The 17384-nt window shown below is 72.7% G+C and carries 15 protein-coding genes; 13 read left to right on the plus strand and 2 right to left on the minus strand.

The window, feature by feature from the left end:
• The first annotated feature begins 263 nt into the window (after window positions 1–263).
• The 10 genes from ACFQ87_RS19130 (at window position 264) to ACFQ87_RS19175 (ending at window position 11751) form a co-directional block, all read left to right on the plus strand.
• Complete coding sequence (locus tag ACFQ87_RS19130) at window positions 264–2045, plus strand: sensor histidine kinase (protein WP_380611948.1); 1782 nt, start codon at window positions 264–266, stop codon at window positions 2043–2045.
• Window positions 2045–2476: a roadblock/LC7 domain-containing protein gene (locus ACFQ87_RS19135; RefSeq protein WP_380611949.1), complete on the plus strand. Its 432-nt coding sequence runs from the start codon at window positions 2045–2047 to the stop codon at window positions 2474–2476. Before ACFQ87_RS19130 ends, ACFQ87_RS19135 begins: the two co-directional genes overlap by 1 nt.
• The gene (locus ACFQ87_RS19140) at window positions 2473–2841 is read left to right on the plus strand and encodes a DUF742 domain-containing protein (protein ID WP_380611950.1); all 369 of its coding nucleotides are present in this window, start codon (window positions 2473–2475) and stop codon (window positions 2839–2841) included. The genes ACFQ87_RS19135 and ACFQ87_RS19140 overlap by 4 nt, the downstream gene beginning before the upstream one ends.
• Window positions 2822–3457: an ATP/GTP-binding protein gene (locus tag ACFQ87_RS19145; RefSeq protein ID WP_380611951.1), complete on the plus strand. Its 636-nt coding sequence runs from the start codon at window positions 2822–2824 to the stop codon at window positions 3455–3457. The genes ACFQ87_RS19140 and ACFQ87_RS19145 overlap by 20 nt, the downstream gene beginning before the upstream one ends.
• Window positions 3454–4698 (plus strand): cytochrome P450, encoded by a 1245-nt coding sequence (locus ACFQ87_RS19150; protein WP_380611952.1) that lies wholly within the window; start codon window positions 3454–3456, stop codon window positions 4696–4698. The genes ACFQ87_RS19145 and ACFQ87_RS19150 overlap by 4 nt, the downstream gene beginning before the upstream one ends.
• 106 nt (window positions 4699–4804) lie before the next feature.
• Window positions 4805–6019 carry a cytochrome P450 gene (locus ACFQ87_RS19155; protein WP_380611953.1) on the plus strand — a complete coding sequence of 405 codons (1215 nt, stop codon included), beginning with the start codon at window positions 4805–4807 and terminating at the stop codon, window positions 6017–6019.
• Window positions 6020–6371: 352 nt separating this feature from the next.
• The gene (locus ACFQ87_RS19160) at window positions 6372–7757 is read left to right on the plus strand and encodes an ABC transporter substrate-binding protein (protein WP_380611954.1); all 1386 of its coding nucleotides are present in this window, start codon (window positions 6372–6374) and stop codon (window positions 7755–7757) included.
• 141 nt (window positions 7758–7898) lie between these two features.
• Entirely contained in the window at window positions 7899–8939 is a 1041-nt protein-coding gene (locus ACFQ87_RS19165; protein WP_380611955.1) for a carbohydrate ABC transporter permease, read from the plus strand.
• 137 nt (window positions 8940–9076) lie between these two features.
• Entirely contained in the window at window positions 9077–9967 is an 891-nt protein-coding gene (locus tag ACFQ87_RS19170) for a carbohydrate ABC transporter permease (protein ID WP_380611956.1), read from the plus strand.
• A gap of 161 nt (window positions 9968–10128) precedes the next feature.
• A complete protein-coding gene (locus tag ACFQ87_RS19175; RefSeq protein ID WP_380611957.1) occupies window positions 10129–11751 on the plus strand; it encodes a DUF4153 domain-containing protein in 1623 nt (540 codons plus the stop codon).
• A gap of 140 nt (window positions 11752–11891) precedes the next feature.
• On the opposite strand, the gene ACFQ87_RS19180 is transcribed toward ACFQ87_RS19175, so the two are convergent.
• A complete protein-coding gene (locus tag ACFQ87_RS19180) occupies window positions 11892–13442 on the minus strand; it encodes an MFS transporter (protein ID WP_380611958.1) in 1551 nt (516 codons plus the stop codon).
• A 418-nt stretch (window positions 13443–13860) separates the two neighbouring features.
• Between ACFQ87_RS19180 and ACFQ87_RS19185 the strand changes: the two genes are divergently transcribed.
• From ACFQ87_RS19185 to ACFQ87_RS19195, 3 genes are all read left to right on the plus strand, one after another.
• The gene (locus ACFQ87_RS19185; protein ID WP_380611959.1) at window positions 13861–14529 is read left to right on the plus strand and encodes a TetR-like C-terminal domain-containing protein; all 669 of its coding nucleotides are present in this window, start codon (window positions 13861–13863) and stop codon (window positions 14527–14529) included.
• Between the two features lie 160 nt (window positions 14530–14689).
• Entirely contained in the window at window positions 14690–15388 is a 699-nt protein-coding gene (locus ACFQ87_RS19190; RefSeq protein WP_380611960.1) for a ribonuclease HII, read from the plus strand.
• A gap of 101 nt (window positions 15389–15489) precedes the next feature.
• Complete coding sequence (locus tag ACFQ87_RS19195) at window positions 15490–16173, plus strand: hypothetical protein (RefSeq protein ID WP_380611961.1); 684 nt, start codon at window positions 15490–15492, stop codon at window positions 16171–16173.
• Window positions 16174–16354: 181 nt separating this feature from the next.
• On the opposite strand, the gene ACFQ87_RS19200 is transcribed toward ACFQ87_RS19195, so the two are convergent.
• Window positions 16355–17074 carry a hypothetical protein gene (locus ACFQ87_RS19200; RefSeq protein WP_380611962.1) on the minus strand — a complete coding sequence of 240 codons (720 nt, stop codon included), beginning with the start codon at window positions 17072–17074 and terminating at the stop codon, window positions 16355–16357.
• Between the last annotated feature and the right edge of the window lie 310 nt (window positions 17075–17384).

Consider the following 17384-nt stretch of genomic DNA (forward strand, 5'->3'; position numbering starts at 1 on the left):
GGTGGAGCCTGCGGCGGGGCGTGGGTCGTGTCGCCGACCGGTGTACGAGGCGTGAATGAAGGAGATTGACCGTCAACTAGCGGCTTGAGGCCAATGTCTGAATCGATATGATCGGCCGAAAGCGTGAACGGATCAGCCGCCCGGAGACGTTTCACGACGTCGCCGGGCGGCCTCGTATGCGCTCGACCCGCTGTCGGCGGCCGCAACCGTCGCCGATCCGCCGCCCGCGCCGCCGCCCGCCGACGTTGCCGAGGACCGCCCCGATGAGAGAAGCCACCAGCCCTGACGGTCGACCGCGCCGCCGACCCGCGCCGCGCACCGTCGCCCTCACGGCGGCCGCCGTCCTGCTGGCCCTGGTCGCCGCACCGGTCGGCGTCGGCCGGGCCCTGGGCGCGCACCAGCCGCTCACCGCCGTTGCGGTGGGCGCCGTCGCGGTGCTCTGGCTGATCGCGGTCGGCCTGGCCGCGAGCGGCGCCGAGCGCTCCCGCCAGCTGGCCGAGGCGGTGGAGGAGCAGCAGCGGGAGACGATGACGGCGCTGGTCGTGGCCGGCAGCGCCCGGCAGGCCGAGGCGGCCGCCAAGGAGCGCGCCACCGCCGCGCAGACGGAACGGGACGCCGCCCGCGCCGAGCAGGCCCGCGCCGAGGCGGACGTCACCGCCGCGCGCGCCGAGCTGGCCCGGCTGCGGACCGAGCTGGACGCCGAGCGGGCCGATGCCGAGGCCGCCCGGGAGCGGGCCGCCGCCGAGCGCGCCGAGCTGGACCGGATCCCCGAGGGTGTGCTGCCCGAAGTGGTGAAGAAGCTGCGTGGGGGCGCGGCTGTGGACAGTGCGCTGGCCGCCCACCGCAAGCACCCCCAGTACGCGCTGCTGCGCGCCGTCGGCGAGGAGATCGGCCGGGGCGAGCGGCTGCGGGCCGCCGCGCTCGCGGTCTGCGCGACCGCCGCCGGTCGGGTGCAGGCGCTGGCCACGAGCATGCATGCCGAGCTGCGCGAGATGCAGCACCGGCACAACGAGGAGGTCCTCGGCGACCTGCTGCGCCTGGACCACTCGACCGCCCAGGCGGGCAGGATGGCGGACAGCATCGCGGTGCTCACCGGGGCCCGTTCGGGCCGCCGCTGGGCCAAGCCGATCGCGGTGGAGTCGGTGCTGCGCGGCGCACTCGGCCGGATCGGCGCCTACCAGCGGGTGCGGCTGCACAACGCCAGCACCGCCGCGGTCGCCGGGTACGCGGCCGAGGGCGTGATGCACGCGCTGGCCGAACTGCTGGACAACGCCACCAACTTCTCCGCCCCGCCGGCCGAGGTGCACGTCTACGTCGAGGAGGTGCCGGCCGGTCTGGCGGTCACCGTCGAGGACAGCGGGCTGGGCCTGAGCGACAGTTGGCTGCGCCGCGCCGAACGGGCCGTCTCCGCCGAGCCGCAGGACCTCACCGCGCTCTCCGCCGGTACCCGGCTGGGCCTCGCGGTGGTCGGCATGCTGGCGCGCAAGCACGGGCTGCAGATCTCCTTCCGGCCGTCGGCGCGCGGCGGCACCGGGGTGGTGATGCTGATCCCGCAGCAGCTGGTCACGCATCAGGCCCCGGCGCCCGTCCAGACCCCCGCGCCGGCGGTCGAGTCCGCGCGCCCCGCGCTCACCCCTGCCCGCCCGGCGCCCGCCTCGTTGCCGCCCGCGCCCGCCGCGCCGAGTGCCGCCCCGATCGCGGTACCCGCCGCGGTACCGGCCGCCACGGCGGTTCCGGCGCCCGCCGTCCCCGCCCAGAGCTCGGCCGCGCCCTCCCGGATGACCGACAGCGGCCTGCCGCAGCGCCGCCGCGGGCAGACGCTGTCCACCACCGCCCCCGCGGGGGCCCCGGCCGCGAAGGCCGTACGGACCGACGCGGCGGGTGCCGCCGCCCGGTTCGGCGCCTTCCGCCGGGCCGCCCAGCCGACGGTGCCCGTACCGGCCGCAGTGCCGACACCGGTCGCCACGCCCGTACCCGCGGCGACGCCGACCGCGGACACCGACACCACGCCCGACGCCTCCCCCGTCACCGAGAAGGACACCTGATGAGCAGCGCCACCGACCGCGACCTCGACTGGCTGTTGGAAAACCTGCTGGCGGCAACCCCCGGCACCCGGCACGCCCTGGTTCTCTCCGCCGACGGCCTCAAGCTCTGCCACACCGCCGGGCTGAGCGCCGACCAGGCCGACCAGCTGGCCGCGATCGCCTCCGGCCTGCAGAGCCTGGCGCACGGCGCCTCGATCGAGTTCGGCGACGGCAGCGGCGGTGTGCGGCAGTCGATGACCGAGTTCCACGGCGGCATCCTGTGCATCGTGGCGGCCGGTGAGGGCGCGCACCTCGCGGTGGTCACGGACGACGACGCGGACGTGGGCGTGGTCGGCCACAACATGCACGGCCTGATCGAGCAGATCGGTGTCCACCTCAACGCGCCCGCCCGTAGCGACGAAGCCGCCACACAAGAGAGCGCCGGGATATGAACGGCGGGCCGGTGCTGCCGGGCCGGGACGACGACCCGGACCGCCTCTACACCATCACCGGGGGCCGCAGCCGCGCCCCGGAGAACGCCTTCGACCTGGTCACCCTGATCGTCGCGGAGCGGGAGCCGACGCCCGGGATGCAGTCGGAGCACGCCCGGATCCTGCGAATGTGCGAGGCCCCGACCGCCGTCGTGGAGGTGGCGGCGGAGCTGTCGCTGCCCGTCTCGGTGGTGAAGATCCTGCTCGGCGACCTGCTGGAGTCCGGGGCGGTCACCGCCCGGCACCCCAGGTTCGCGCCGAACAAGGCCCGGCTGCCCGACCTCGACACGCTGAAGCAGGTGCTGCATGGCCTCCAACGGCTCTGACCTCCAGGACGCCCGGCCCGCGGTGCGCACCCCGCTGCGGGCGACCGCCGACAACGCGCTGAAGATCGTTGTGGTCGGCGGCTTCGGGGTGGGCAAGACCACCCTGGTCGGCTCGGTCAGCGAGATCCGCCCGCTGAACACCGAGGAGGTGATGACCCGGGCGGGGGAGGGCATCGACCCGGCCGGCACCTGGGGCAAGCGCTCCACCACGGTCGCCTTCGACTTCGGCCGGATCACCCTGTCCGAGCGCCAGGTGCTCTACCTGTTCGGCACGCCCGGGCAGGAGCGCTTCTGGTTCCTCTGGGACCGCCTGTTCAGCGGCGCCCTGGGCGCGGTCGTCCTGGTGGACACCCGGCGGCTGGAGGACTCCTGGTACGCGATCGACCGGCTGGAGCACCACGGCACCCCGTTCATCGTCGCCCGCAACAACTTCGGCGAGCCCACCCACACCCTGGAGCAGGTCCGCGAGGCCCTGGACCTGCCGGCCGAGGTGCCGCTGGTGGACTGCGACGCCCGCGACCGCGAGTCCGGCAAGCGGGTGCTGATCGACCTGGTCCACCACCTGGCCGCCCTCGCCGGAGCATCCGACGCGATCTACGAGGAGAGCACCCCGTGACCCAGCCCGCCGTCACCCCGCCCCCGGGCTGCCCGGCGCACGCCGGCGCCACGCCGCTGTACGGGCCGCGCTTCCAGACCGACCCGGCCCAGCTCTACCGCGAGCTGCGCGCCGTGCACGGCCCGGTCGCCCCGGTCGAGCTGGCCGGCGGCGTGCCCGCCTGGCTGGTGATCGGCTACCGCGAGCTGCAGCAGGTCACCGGCCAGCCGCAGCTGTTCGGCCGGGACTCCAGCCGCTGGCACGCCTGGTCGACGCTGCCCGCCGACTGGCCGCTGAAGCCGATGATGGCGCCGGTGCCGTCGATCCTGTACGCCGAGGGCGAGGAGCACGTGCGCCGCTCCCGCGCGGTCACCGACGCGCTGGCCGGGATCGACCCGTACGAGCTGCGCAAGCACTCCGAGGAGATCGCCGACCGGCTGATCGACGAGTTCGCCGGGCGCGGCGAGGCCGACCTGGTGGCCGAGTACGCGCACCGGATGCCGCTGCTGGTGCTGTGCCGGGTGCTGGGCCTGGACGAGGAGCAGGCGCCGCAGCTGATCGCGGCGCTGCTGGCGATGCTGGACGGCGGCGCGGACGCGCCGGCCGGAGCCCAGCGGCTGCTGGAGCTGATGCTCGCGCTGGTGGAGGAGAAGACCGAGCACCCGGGCGCGGACGTGGCCTCGCGGATGCTGGAGCACCCGGCGGGGCTGACCCACGACGAGGTGATGCGCGACCTTCGAGTGCTGCTGATCGCCGGTCACCAGCCGAGCTCGTACTGGATCTCCAACGCGCTGCGGCTGATGCTCACCGACGAGCGCTTCGCCGCGTCGCTGGCGGGCGGTCGGCGCAGCATCAGCCAGGCGCTCAACGAGGCGCTGTGGGAGGACACCCCGACGCAGATCTTCGCCGGCCGCTGGGCGGTGCGGGACACCCAGCTGGGCGGCCAGCGGATCGCCGAGGGGGACATGCTGCTGCTCGGTTTCGCCGGGGCCAACGCGGACCCGTCGGTGCGGCAGGCCGACGGCCGTCCGGCGGAGGGCAACCGGGCGCACATGAGCTACTCGTACGGCGAGCACGGCTGCCCGTTCCCGGCCCAGGAGGCGGCGGAGGTGATCGCCACCACCGCGATCGAGGTGCTGCTGGACCGGCTGCCGGACCTGCGGCTGGCGGTGGCCGAGCACGCGCTGGTGTGGCGGCCTTCGGCGTGGGTGCGCGGACTGGTCGCGCTGCCGGTCTCGTTCACTCCGGGGCACCCGGCCTGAGGAGGTGTCCCAGCGCGCGTCTTGCGGATCCGCGCCGGGCCAGCCAAGATCCACAGGACGTGCACAATCGTTCCAAGTCCCTCTAGCTTTAGGAGAGTTGACGCCGATGACCGCTGCCCCGGCCCCGATCGCCCTCGACCCGCTGGCCCGCGACAACGCCGCCGAGGGCGCCCTGCTGCGGGCGGCCGGCCCGGTGGTGCCGGTGGTGCTGCCCGGCGGTGTGGCCGCCTGGGCTGTGACCCGGCACGCGGCCGCGCGCGATCTGCTCACCGACGCCCGGCTGGTGAAGGACGCCGGGCACTGGGCGGCCTACCGGCGCGGCGAGGTGCCGAAGACCTGGCCGCTGATCGGCCTGGCGGTGCCGGGGCCGAGCATGGTGACCACGGACGGCGCCGAGCACCGTCGGCTGCGGGCGCTGGTCGCCCAGGCCTTCACCCCGCGCCGGGTCGAGCTGATGCGTCCGCGGGTGGAGGAGATCACCCGTGCGCTGCTGGACGGCCTGGCGGCCGGGGAGCCGGTGGTCGACCTCAAGACGGCCTTCGCCTTCCCGCTGCCGATGACGGTGATCTGCTCGCTGCTGGGCGTGCCGGAGTCGGACCACGGGGTGCTGCGCGACCTGTACGAGCGGTTCTTCGGCATCAAGCCCGATCCGGCCGGCATCCAGGCGACCATCGCCGGACTGAACGCCTTCGTCAACGACCTGGTGGCGCAGCGCCGTTCGGCCCCGGGTGAGGACCTGGCGAGCGTGCTGCTGGCGGCGGACACCGAGGGCGGGGCGCTCACCGACGCGGAGGCGGCGGCCACCCTGCGGGTGATCATCGCGGCCGGTCACGAGACCACGGTGAACCTGATCGGCAACGCGGTGCGGGCGCTGCTGACGCATCCGGACCAGCTGGAGCTGGTGCGCGCGGGGAAGGTCTCCTGGGACGCGGTGGTCGAGGAGTCGCTCCGCTGGACACCGCCGACCAGCAACTTCCTGTTCCGCTTCGCGGCGGAGGACATCGAGGTCGACGGGGTCGTGATCCCGGTGGGCGAGCCGGTGCTGGTCTCGTACAACGCGATCGGTCGGGACCCGCTGCAGCACGGGGTGACGGCGGAGCTGTTCGACATCACCCGGGATCCGACCCGGCACCTGTCCTTCGGCCACGGCCCGCACGTCTGCCCGGGCTCGCCGCTGGCCCGGCTGGAGGCGGGGGTCGCGCTGCCGGCGCTGTTCGAGCGCTTCCCCGCGCTGTCGCTGGCGGTGCCGGACGCCGGGCTGCGGCCGAGCCCGTCGCTGGTGGTGAACAGCCTGCTGGAGCTGCCCGTCCGACTGTTCTGACGGTTCGCCGGAACCGCTGGCCCTGTCCGGGGTTCCGGGTGGGGCCGTTGGCCTTCCTCGGGGCTTCCCTCGGGCTCCCTCCGCCCCCCAGGCCCCCTCTGGGGTGCCTCCGGGCTTCCTTCGGGCGCGCTCGGGGGTGATCGTCGGTTTCCGGTGGTCGCGGTCGGGGCACCGGTGTGGGCACCGGTCCGTGAAGGTCGACCGCGGACCTTGGCGGCGGCCGACGGCTGCGTTAACGTCGTCGAATCGGTTCGGCCCGCCGCTCGCCCGCGACCTCTGCACGCCCATCTCCCGTACAGCGCGATGTCGTTCAGCCAACCTTCGGCAGCACGCCCTGGCGAGGAGGACCGCATTGACCCTCAACCCGACCGCACCGTCCGGGAGTTCCCGTCGTCGCCTGGCCGCCGTACCCGTCCTGCTCGCGGCACTGACCCTGACCGCGGCCTGCTCGAACAGCTCCGGCGGTTCGGGCGGCGGCGACTCGGCGGCCCGGACGCTGACCGGTGACTGCGCCAAGTACCAGCCGTACGCGGGCCATTCGGGCACCACGGTGACGATGTTCGCCTCCATCCTCAGCCCGGAGTCGGACAACCTGGAGAAGTCCTGGTCCGAGTTCAGCAAGTGCACCGGGATCAAGATCAGCTACGAGGGGTCCAACGACTTCGAGTCCCAGCTGCCGGTCCGGGTGGCCGGCGGCAACGCCCCGGACTTCGCGATCATCCCGCAGCCCGGCCTGCTGGCGCAGATGGTCAAGAGCGGCAAGGTGGTCAAGCCACCCGCCCAGACCGTTGCCAACCAGGACAAGTGGAGCCCGGTCTGGAAGACCTACGGCTCGGTCGACGGCACCTTCTACGCGGCCCCGATGAGCGCCAACATGAAGTCGCTGGTCTGGTACTCGCCGAAGGCCTTCAAGACGGCCGGCTACGAGGTCCCGAAGACCTGGGCGGACCTGATGGCGCTCAGCGACCGGATCGCCAAGGCGGGCGGCCCCAAGCCCTGGTGCGGCGGCATCGCCTCCGGCACGGCCACCGGCTGGCCGGCCACCGACTGGCTGGAGGAGGTGGTGCTGGGCAGCTACGGCGGCGAGCTGTACGACCAGTGGGTGGGCCACCAGGTGAAGTTCGCCGACGCGAAGATCACCACGGCGATGAAGACCGTCGCCGACTGGATGCAGAACCCGGCCTGGGTCAACGGCGGTTACGGTGACGTCAAGTCGATCGCCACCACCACCTTCCAGGACGCGGGCGCGCCGATCCTCACCGGCAAGTGCGCGATGCTCCAGCAGGCCTCCTTCTACGAGGCGCAGTGGCCCAAGGGCACCAAGGTCGGCCCGGACGGCGACGTCTTCGCCTTCCACCTGCCCGCGGTGAACCCGTCGATCGCCAACCCGGTCGAGGGCGGCGGCGAGTTCCTGGCCGCCTTCTCCGGCAAGCCCGAGGTGCAGGCGGTGCAGAACTACCTGTCCAGCTCGGACTGGGCGAGCAGCCGGGTGAAGACCGCGACCGGCTGGGTCTCGGCCAACCAGGGCGTGGACAAGAGCCTGTACACCGACCCGATCGACAAGCTCTCGGCGGAGGCGCTGACCGACCCGAGTGCGACCTTCCGCTTCGACGCCTCGGACATGATGCCCGCGGCCGTCGGCTCCGGGCAGGAGTGGAAGTCGCTGACCGCCTGGTTCGCCGAGGGACAGTCGATCCAGAAGGCCGCCGCCGACATCGACGCCGCCTGGCCGAAGTAGCCCGCCCGGGCTCGTCGGGCACGGGGCGGCCCGCGCCCGAGAGCCCGGGGCGACGAGGACCACCTGTCGAGGGCGGTGCGGGGCCACCCACCCGCACCGCCTGCCCCCTTCCCATCACCGGACCCGAAGGGACGTACAGCCATGCCCGTACCCGGCTCCCCGCCGTCCGCCGACTTCCTGCCTCCCGTCGACTCCCTGGCTGCCGGCGCCTGGGGCGACGCGGCGGTCAAGTTCGGCAACAGCATCGGCGCGATCGCGGGCTTCCTCGGCATCCTGCTGCTGGTCTTCCTGGCGGCCGGCCGGGCCAGGGGCCGGCTGGCCCGACCGCTGGCCGTGCTGGTGTTCCTCGGGCCGGCCGTGCTGCTGCTGGCGGTCGGCCTGGTGGTGCCGCTGGTCCGAACCGTCTACCTGAGCCTGCAGAGCGCCGACGGCAGCAGGTTCGTCGGCGGTGAGAACTTCGGCTGGGCGTTCACCACCGACTCGATCCGGGAGGTGCTGCTCAACACCCTGCTGTGGCTGGTGGTCGCGCCCCTGGTGGCGACCGGGCTGGGCCTGACGCTGGCGCTGCTGGTGGACCGGATGCGCGGTCAGGCGGTGTACAAGTCGCTGATCTTCATGCCGATGGCGATATCGCTGGTCGGCGCCTCGATCATCTTCAAGTTCGTCTACGAGGCGCGCGGCAAGGGCCAGCCGCAGATCGGTCTGCTCAGCCAACTCGCCCACGCGGTGGGTTGGTCGGACCCGCCGAACTGGCTGCTCAGCCAGCCGCTGAACACCTTCCTGCTGATGGCGGTCATGGTCTGGGTGCAGACCGGCTTCGCGATGGTGGTGCTGTCGGCGGCGATCAAGGCGATCCCGGACGAGGTGACCGAGGCGGCCCGGCTGGACGGCGCGACCGGGCTGCGGCTGTTCTGGTCGGTCACCGTACCGATGATCCGCACCACGGTGATGGTCGTGCTGACCACCGTCATGATCATCACCCTGAAGGCCTTCGACATCGTCCGCACCATGACCGGCGGCAACTTCGGCACCCAGGTGCTGGCCAACGAGATGTACTCGCAGTCCTTCGTGCAGTTCAACGGCGGGCGGGGCAGCGCCCTCGCGGTGCTGCTGTTCCTCGCGGTGCTGCCGCTGGTGGCCTACAACATCGTCCAGCTGCGGAAGGAGCGTGAGGTGCGGTGAGCACTCCTGAGGGGGAGGCGGTCGGCGCGGGCCCCGTCGATCGGAAGCCCGTCGACCGTCCGGCTGCTCGTCGTCCGGCTGCTCGTCGTCCGGCTGACCGTCGGACCGCCGACCGTCGTCCGGTTCAGGGGAACCCCGTGCGGAAGGCCTTCAGCAGCCCGCTGGCCTCGGTGTTCGTGATCGCGATGACGGTGCTCTGGACGATCCCGACCCTCGGCCTGCTGGTGACCTCGCTGCGTCCCAAGCAGGACGTGACGGCCGACGGCTGGTGGAACGCCCTGCTCCATCCGGACTTCGGGCTCGGCAACTACCACGCGGTGCTGTTCGAGGGGGGCTCCGGCGTCTCCACCGGTCTGATGCCCTTTCTGGTGAACTCGCTGGCCATCAGCGTCCCGGCCACCCTCTTCCCGCTGGTGCTGGCGGCGATGGCGGCCTATGCGCTGGCCTGGGTGCGGTTCCGGGGGAGCGACGCGGTGTTCTTCACGGTGTTCGCACTCCAGGTGGTGCCGCTCCAGATGGCGCTGATCCCGCTGCTGCGGCTCTTCTCCAGCGGCGCGCACCTGGGCCCGCTGACGTTGATCCCGGCGGTGGACCTGAAGGGCAGCTACGCGCCGGTCTGGCTGGCGCACACCATGTTCGCGATGCCGCTGGCGGTGTTCCTGCTGCACAACTTCATCGCCCAGCTGCCGCGCGACCTGATGGAGGCGGCGGTGGTGGACGGCGCGTCGCACTTCAAGATCTTCCGCTCGATCGTGCTGCCGCTGTGCGCCCCGGCGCTGGCCTCGTTCGCGATCTTCCAGTTCCTGTGGGCCTGGAACGACCTGCTGGTCGCGCTCACCTTCGCCGGCGGCACACCGGACGTGGCGCCGATGACGGTCCGGCTGGCCCAGCTGTCCGGCTCCTTCGGCGGGCGCTGGGAACTGCTCACGGCCGGGGCGTTCCTGTCGATCATCGTGCCGCTGATCGTCTTCTTCAGCCTCCAGCGGTACTTCGTCCGCGGGCTGCTGGCCGGGTCGGTCAAGGGGTAGACCGTGGTCGCAGTTTTCTGAACGCGTTCAGAACTAACTTTTGAACTTGTTCAGAATGGTCTACAGTCGGCAGCGGCCGAGGCGCCCGGCGCGCCCGTCGGCCGCCGGCGGACCGCCCCGAGGGCGGCTTCCGCATGCCCGCCGACCACTGAGGGGGACTCATGTCAGGTCCGTCCGCGCCTGCCCCGACCGATCCGCCGCCCGCGTCCGACCGCCGCCCGCCGGGCCCGCAGTGGTCGCCCGGCCCGAACGGGCCGTACCGGTCGCCCGGCACGCCCGTGCCCTCGCGCGGTGAATGGCTGCGCCGTACGGACCCCGAGCGCCGGGCGGCGGCCACACCCCGAGTCCTCCTGTTCGCGCTGCTCACCGGCCTGCTGACGGCCTGGCTGCTGTACGACGGCGTGGGAGTCAACCTGCTGATCTGCGGTGCCGTCACCGCCGTCGGGGCCGGCCTCGTCGCCCACGCGGCGGGCCGCCGGGTGCGGCCCTGGACCGTGATCTGGAGCCTGCTCGCGCTCGCCCTGCTCGCCGTCCCGGCCCTGTGGGACGCCGGCTGGCCCACCGTGCTGTCCGTCGGGGGCGCGCTCGGCCTGGCCTCGCTCGCGCTGCACGGCGGCCGCCGCTGGCCGGGCGTGTTGTTCGCCCTGCCCGCCGCCGTCTGGCAGCTGGTGCCGGGTGTGGGCTGGCTCTGGAACGGCTTGGAAGGCCGGCCGCTGCCCGGGCGCGGCCGGATCGTCCCGGTGCTCAAGGCGCTCGCGGTCGCCGCCGTCCTGCTGACCGTCTTCGGCCTGCTGTTCGCCAGCGCCGACGCCGCCATGGCGGACCTGCTGAGCGGCCTCAACCCCAGCTTCGACCTCCGTCAACTGCCACTGCGTGCCATGCTGTTCGTGCTCGGCGGGCTTACCGCACTGGGCTTCGCGCACATCGCGGCCGGCCCGCGCCGCTGGGACCGCATGACGGCCCGGCCGGGGCGGGAACGGCGACGGCTGGAGTGGGCGCTGCCGTTGGTCGCGCTCGACCTGATGTTCGGCGCCTTCGCGGTGCTCCAGGCCGTGGTGGTGCTCGGCGGCGCGGACGCCGTGCTCAGCCGCACCGGGATGAGCCGCTCCGAGTACGCCCGGCAGGGCTTCTGGCAGCTGAGCGTGATCACCGTGCTGACCCTGGTCGTGGTGGCCGTCGCCAAGCGCTGGGCCCCACGCACCACGCCGGCCGACCGCCGGGTGGCGCGGATCCTGCTCGGCCTGCTCTGCCTGCTCGCGCTGGTCGTGGTCGCCTCGGCGCTCGGCCGGATGTGGTTCTACGTGGACGCCTCCGGGCTCACCCGGCTGCGGCTGTGGGTGCTGGTGGCCGAGCTCTGGCTGGGCGTCGTCTTCCTGTTGCTGATCACCGCCGGGCTCACCCGCGGCGCCGGCTGGCTGCCACGCACCGTGGTCCTGAGCGGCGTGGTCACCGTCGCGGTGTACGGGCTGATCGGGCCGGACGCGATCGTCGCGGAGCAGAACGTCGCCCGGTACGAGCGCTCGCAGCAGATCGACCTGCGCAACGTCCGCGAGCTCTCCGCGGACGCGGTGCCCGCCCTGGACCGGCTCCCCGAACCGCAGCGGACCTGCGCGCTGCAGCTGATCCGCACCGACCTGGCGGACCACCCCTCGGCCTGGCCCGCCACCAGCCGCGCCGCCGACCGGGCCCGCGGGATCCTGGCCGCACGGCCCTTGGCCGACGGCGGGTTCGGCGGCACGAACGCCTGCGAGCGGGCGGGGCTGCGGATCGACCCGTACTTCTGACGGCCGGGGTGCGCGGCGGGCCCGCCGGGAGCGTGCTGCTCCCGGCGGGCCCGTTCGGCGGCGGTGCCGCAGTGCGTGGCGGTGCCCCAGTGCGTCGCGATTGCTCAGTGCATTGCGATCGCTCAGTGCATTGCGATCGCTCAGTGCATCGCGACACCGGCGGAGTCGCCGCTCGGCAGGTCGCTGGCCTTCGCCTTGATCGCGAAGAGCGAGATCAGCAGGGCGACCCCGGCGAGCGCCGCGCCGACGATGAAGCCGTGCGAAATCCCCTGGGTGAGCACCGAGTTGGCGGCGTCGGTGCCCTGGGGGAACTCATGGTGCTGCTGGAGGTAGCCCAGCTGCTCCGGAGTGGCCTTCTCCATGAAGATCGGCGTCTGGACCTTGGCCTCGGCGGTCGCGTAGTGCGCGAAGACCGTGGTCAGGATCGACAGGCCGAGTGAACCGCCGATCTGCTGCATCGAGTTGAGCAGGCCGGAGGCGGCACCGGTCTCCTCGCCCGGCACGCCCGCGACCGCGAGCAGCATCACCGGGACGAAGATCAGGCCCATGCCGAAGCCGAAGACGACCGTGGGGCCGAGCACCCCGTCCACGTAGCCGCTGTCCTTGCTCATCTGGGTCAGCCAGGAGAGGCCGACGGTGACCAGCAGTGCGCCGCCCGCCATGAACGGCTTCGGGCCGTACTTGGCCTGCAGGTTGGACGCGATCTGCGCGGCGATGATGATCGAGACGCTGATCGGCAGGAACGAGACGCCGGCCATGAGCGGGCTGTAGCCGAGCGGTCCCTGCACGAACAGGACGACGTAGAAGAAGATGCCGAACATGGCCGCGGCCAGGCAGAGCATCATCACCAGACCGCCGGTGCGGTTGCGGTTGGCGAACAGGTGCAGCGGGGTGATCGGCTGGTCGGTGCGCTTCTCGATCACGAAGAAGGCGGCCAGCAGGATCGCACCGGCCGCGAAGGAGCCGAGCGTGATGCTGTCCGACCAGCCGTCCGAGGCGGCCCGGATGAACCCGTAGACCAGGCCGACCAGGCCGAGCGTCGAGGTGAGCGCGCCGGGCACGTCGAAGCGGCCCGGGTGGCGCTCGGACTCGGCGATGTAGCGCGGCGCGGCGATCGCGATCAGGATCGCGATCGGCACGTTGACGAAGAACACCCAGCGCCAGTTCAGGTACTCGGTGAGCAGACCGCCGGCCAGCAGGCCGATCGCGGCGCCCGAGCCGGCCACCGCCGAGAACACGCCGAACGCCTTGTTGCGTTCCGGTCCCTCGTCGAAGTTGGTGGCGATCAGGGCGAAGGCGGTCGGTGAACAGATCGCGCCGCCGATGCCCTGGAGCGCGCGGGCCGCCAGCAGCAGGCCGCTGTCCTGTGCGAAGCCGCCCAGCAGCGAGGCCAGGCCGAACAGCAGGGTGCCGAATATGAACACCCGGCGGCGGCCCAGGATGTCGCCCGCGCGACCGCCGAGCAGCAGCAGCCCGCCGAAGGTCAGCGTGTAGGCGTTGATGACCCAGGACAGGTCGGTGGTCGAGAAGTTCAGCGCGTCCTTGATGTGCGGCAGCGCGATGTTCACGATGGTCGCGTCGAGCACGACCATGAGCTGCGTGGCCGCGATGACGGTCAGGGTGATGCCCTTCCCCCGACCTCCGCGGCCCTTCGGTGGTGAGTTCTTGTCGAGCGTGTCGGAGATGGCCACGAATCTTCCCCCTGCTGGCTACGTGCTCGGTGCCTGGTGCGCGGTGGTGGTACGTGCTTGGTGCCCGGTAACTCGGTGCTTGGTGTCCGGCCTACCTGCCGGGCCCGGGGTGCTGCTGTGCGCCGACGACGGGCGGTGCAGGTGCGGGCTGGGAAGGAACGGTACCGTTCACTAATCTGGACGATATCCTGGGCTTGATAGTGAACGCAAGCGTTCCTTAAGGAGGGTGGCGATGGATCGGTTGGTGCGGCGCCTCACGGCGGACCGGGCGTCCGGTCGGGCGGCCGCCCGACCGGCGGAGGATGCGGTGCCGTCGCCCCTGGCGACTGTGGCTGTGGCTGCGGCAGCGGGTGCGGCGCAGGCCGGGCCTGCAGGCCGTGCGGCGCCGGTGGGGCCCAGGGCGTCCGGGGAGTCGGTGGTGCCAGTGGGGTCGGTGGCGCCCGCGGGGTCGCCGGGCGGGGAGTTGGAGCCCCGCTGCCCGGTGCGGGTCGCCCGGGAGGCGCTGGCCCGGCCGGTGCGGCGCCGGGGGAAGGAGTTGGAGAACGCGATCTTCGCGGCCGTGCTCGACCAGCTCACCTCCGGCGGCTACGCGCGACTGACGATGGAGGGCGTCGCCGCTGCGGCGCGGACCGGGAAGGCCGCGCTCTACCGGCGTTGGGCGTCCAAGATGGAACTCGTCATCGACGCCCTGGATTCCACTCTCCCACGCCCGCACGGGGTGCCCGACCTCGGGTCCGCCCGGGCTGAACTGCTGCAGCTCATCGAGCTGTTCACGGAGGCGATCGGCTCCAGTGCGGGCGCCGCCCTGCAGGTGCTGATGGGCGAGCTCTCCCAGCAGCAGGCCGAGGTGTTCAAGGGCTTCATCGTGCAGCGGGTGATGGAGCCGACCAAGGACACCATCCTGGACATCCTCCGTCGCGGCGTCGAGCGCGGCGACGTCCGGCCCGGCGCGGTCAGTCCGCTGGTCGCCGACGTCATTCCGGCGATGCTGTTGTTCCGGGTGAAGGTCCACGACCGGGAGATGGCCCCCGACTTCGCGGTCCGGCTGGTGGACGACGTGCTGGTCCCGCTGATCCGGCAGTCGTAGAGCGGTCGCGCGGGGCTGGTTCGGGGTGGCCGCACAGGCCGGGCTCGGGCGGGCCGGGCTCGGGGCAGCCGTGCAGGCCCGGTTCAAGGCGGTAGTCAGCGGGCTTAGGCTGGGGGTTGGCCCACTCGAACGGGCTGCTTTGCCGAACGGAGCCCCTGCGATGCCCATCGTCCCGCCGACGCACTCCGTCGAACGCTCGCTCCGCCGGGCCGGCGCCAAGGTCGTGGTGGGCCTGGACGAGGTGGGACGCGGCGCCTGGGCCGGGCCGGTCACCGTCGGCGCGGCCGTCACCGGACTGCGCAAGGCGCCCAAGGGGCTGACCGACTCCAAACTGCTCACCGAGCTGCGTCGCAAGGCACTCGCGCCGGTGCTCGCCGACTGGGTCACCGCGTACGCGCTCGGGCACGCCTCACCTCAGGAGTGCGACGAGCTCGGTATGACGGCGGCACTGCGGCTGGCCGCCGTCCGCGCGCTGGAGGCACTGCCGGTCGAGCCCGACGCGGTGATCCTGGACGGCAAGCACGACTACCTGGGCGGCCCCTGGCGGGTGCGCACGGTGATCAAGGGCGACCAGTCCTGCATCTGCGTCTCCGCCGCCTCGGTGCTGGCCAAGGTCCACCGTGACGGAATGATGGCCGAACTGGGCGAGGCGTACCCGGATTACGGCTTCGCGGAGAACGCCGGCTATCCGTCCCCGGTGCACCGCGCCGCGCTGGAGGAGTACGGCCCCACCGAGCACCACCGGCTCTCCTGGGCCTACATGGACGCGTTGCCGAAGTGGCGTCACCTCAAGCGCGGCCGGGACGTCGCGGGCATGGTTCAGGGATCCGCTGACGAACAGTTGACGCTCGGTTTCTGACGGTCCGTCTGAAATTGCCCCGGGTGTGGGTGGCGGGTGTCCGGTGCTCAGCGGGTGGGGCGCCTGTGCGCGCCCGACCGGCATTTGATAGATATCCGGGTATGCCTGTCTTCCCCGAGGAGCCGGAGATTCACGAGAGCCTCCCGGGCCCCGGCGTTCCCTTCCCCCGCGAGTCGGACGCACAAGCCCTCCACGCGCCTGCCACCGGCGGCGCGCCCGCCACCGCACCCACCACCGTCACCGCCGCACCGGCCCCGGTGCCCGGCCCCCGTCCGGCGCCCCCACGCCCGGCTCAGCCGCGCGTCGACCGTTCGGGCTCGCCGCGTCTGATCCCCAAGCCGGGACCGGCGCCGCGCCGCCCGGCTGCTGCCACGCCGCAGGTCGAGGTCCGGCGGATCGCCGCCACCCCGGCCCAGGCGTTGGAACGCGCCGACGACGCGGTCGACCAGCTGCTGGACTCCGGCCGCAACCCGGGCAACATCCTGGTGCTGACCGTCGGCGGGGCGCATCCCTGGCAGCAGCACGAACTCTCCTTCGGCGAGGAGCGCTACTGGGCGCAACTCGCCGAGGGCGGGGACGTGTTCTACGCGGACGCCGCGCTGAACCGTCCGGTCCGCCGCGAGGTGGTCGTTCTGGTGGTCAACGGCGGTTCGCCCACCCGGGCCGCCGAGACATACACCAAGGCGCTCGCCCGCGCGACCGGCCTGCTGGTGGTCTGCGGGGAGGCCGGCCCGGCTGCCACCGGGGTTTCCGGTGCCGCACCGGGGCGCCCGGTCACGGCCTGACATTCGCTCCCGCTCCGGGCCCGACGCCTCACGGTGCCGGGCCCGGAGTCCGTCCGAGGTGACCCGCCCCGCCGCGTGTCGGCGCGGAACCGGGCGTGCGGGTGTACCGGACGTGTCGGGCGTGCCGGTCGGGCGTCGTACGCCGCACCTGCCGGTGCCTGTTGGTGCCCGTCGGCGCCGTTCAGCGGGTGCCAGTGCGGCGGCTCGGTTCGACGGCCGTGACCCGCGCCGGGGTCCACGGGGGCTCGGACGGGTGGGAGCGCGGCGGAGCGTCGACGCGCTTGGCCTGCTCGGCCGCCTGCTGCCGGGCGCGCTGACTGCGCGGGGCGTCGTCGAGCGCCGACCGGGGCGGCAGCTCCGTGACGGTGTGCACCGGCCCGTCCGTCCATGAACCCGCATGCGGATTGCGTCCGCTGCGCCCGTCGCCGAGGATCTGCCAGCCCGCCGGGGTGAGCCCGATGTACGAGCCGCAGCGCAGCCCGTGCAGCACGGACGCGTCCCGCAGTGCCCACATCCAGGCACCGTCCTGCTCCGTCCAGCCGGGCGCGCCCTCGCGGCAGCGCAGCAGCACGGCCGTCCGGGTCGGCTCGGGCTGGCGCAGGTCGTGCGGGATGATCCGGCGCAGGTGGGCCAGCAGGTCGTTCCGGTGCTGCCAGCCGTCGGTGTCGTGCGGCCAGGGCGTGAACGAGGCCGTGGCGGCCAGGTGGTGGAGCGCGTCCAGGACCGCGACCACGACCGTGCCCGGCTGGGGCAGGTGGCGCTGGTGCAGTTCCAGGACGAACTCGCGCGGATCGCGCAGCAACGGGATCCCCGAGGCGGTCCAGGTCTCCAGGTCGAGCAGCCGTCTGGGCGACGAACTCCCGGAGAGGGGATGTTGACCTCGGTCGATACCGTTGATCACGATCCTCCTTCCTGGCCCGTGGGCAGGCGGGTGCCTGGGTACGCCGAAGGGCGGGTCCAGCGGACCGGATTTCGGGTACCCCCCAATTCTCGGGGCAACGGGGGCGGACCGGCAACGATGAAATGATGAACGCCACCCGAAAGCCCATGATCTGCCGGATATGTTCCACGACCGCCCGAGTGTTGCCGAGGCGGCGCCCGACCTTGATCCACACCCCGCAAAGGGCATGGTGAGGCACGTTCGGTATGGTCGGCACTCCTTTCCCGGGTCGGTCCGCGATGTGATCGAAATCGCCCTGTCAACTCCTTTC

The organism is Kitasatospora sp. NPDC056531 (genome assembly GCF_042794375.1).
Classification (GTDB): Bacteria; Actinomycetota; Actinomycetes; order Streptomycetales; family Streptomycetaceae; genus Kitasatospora.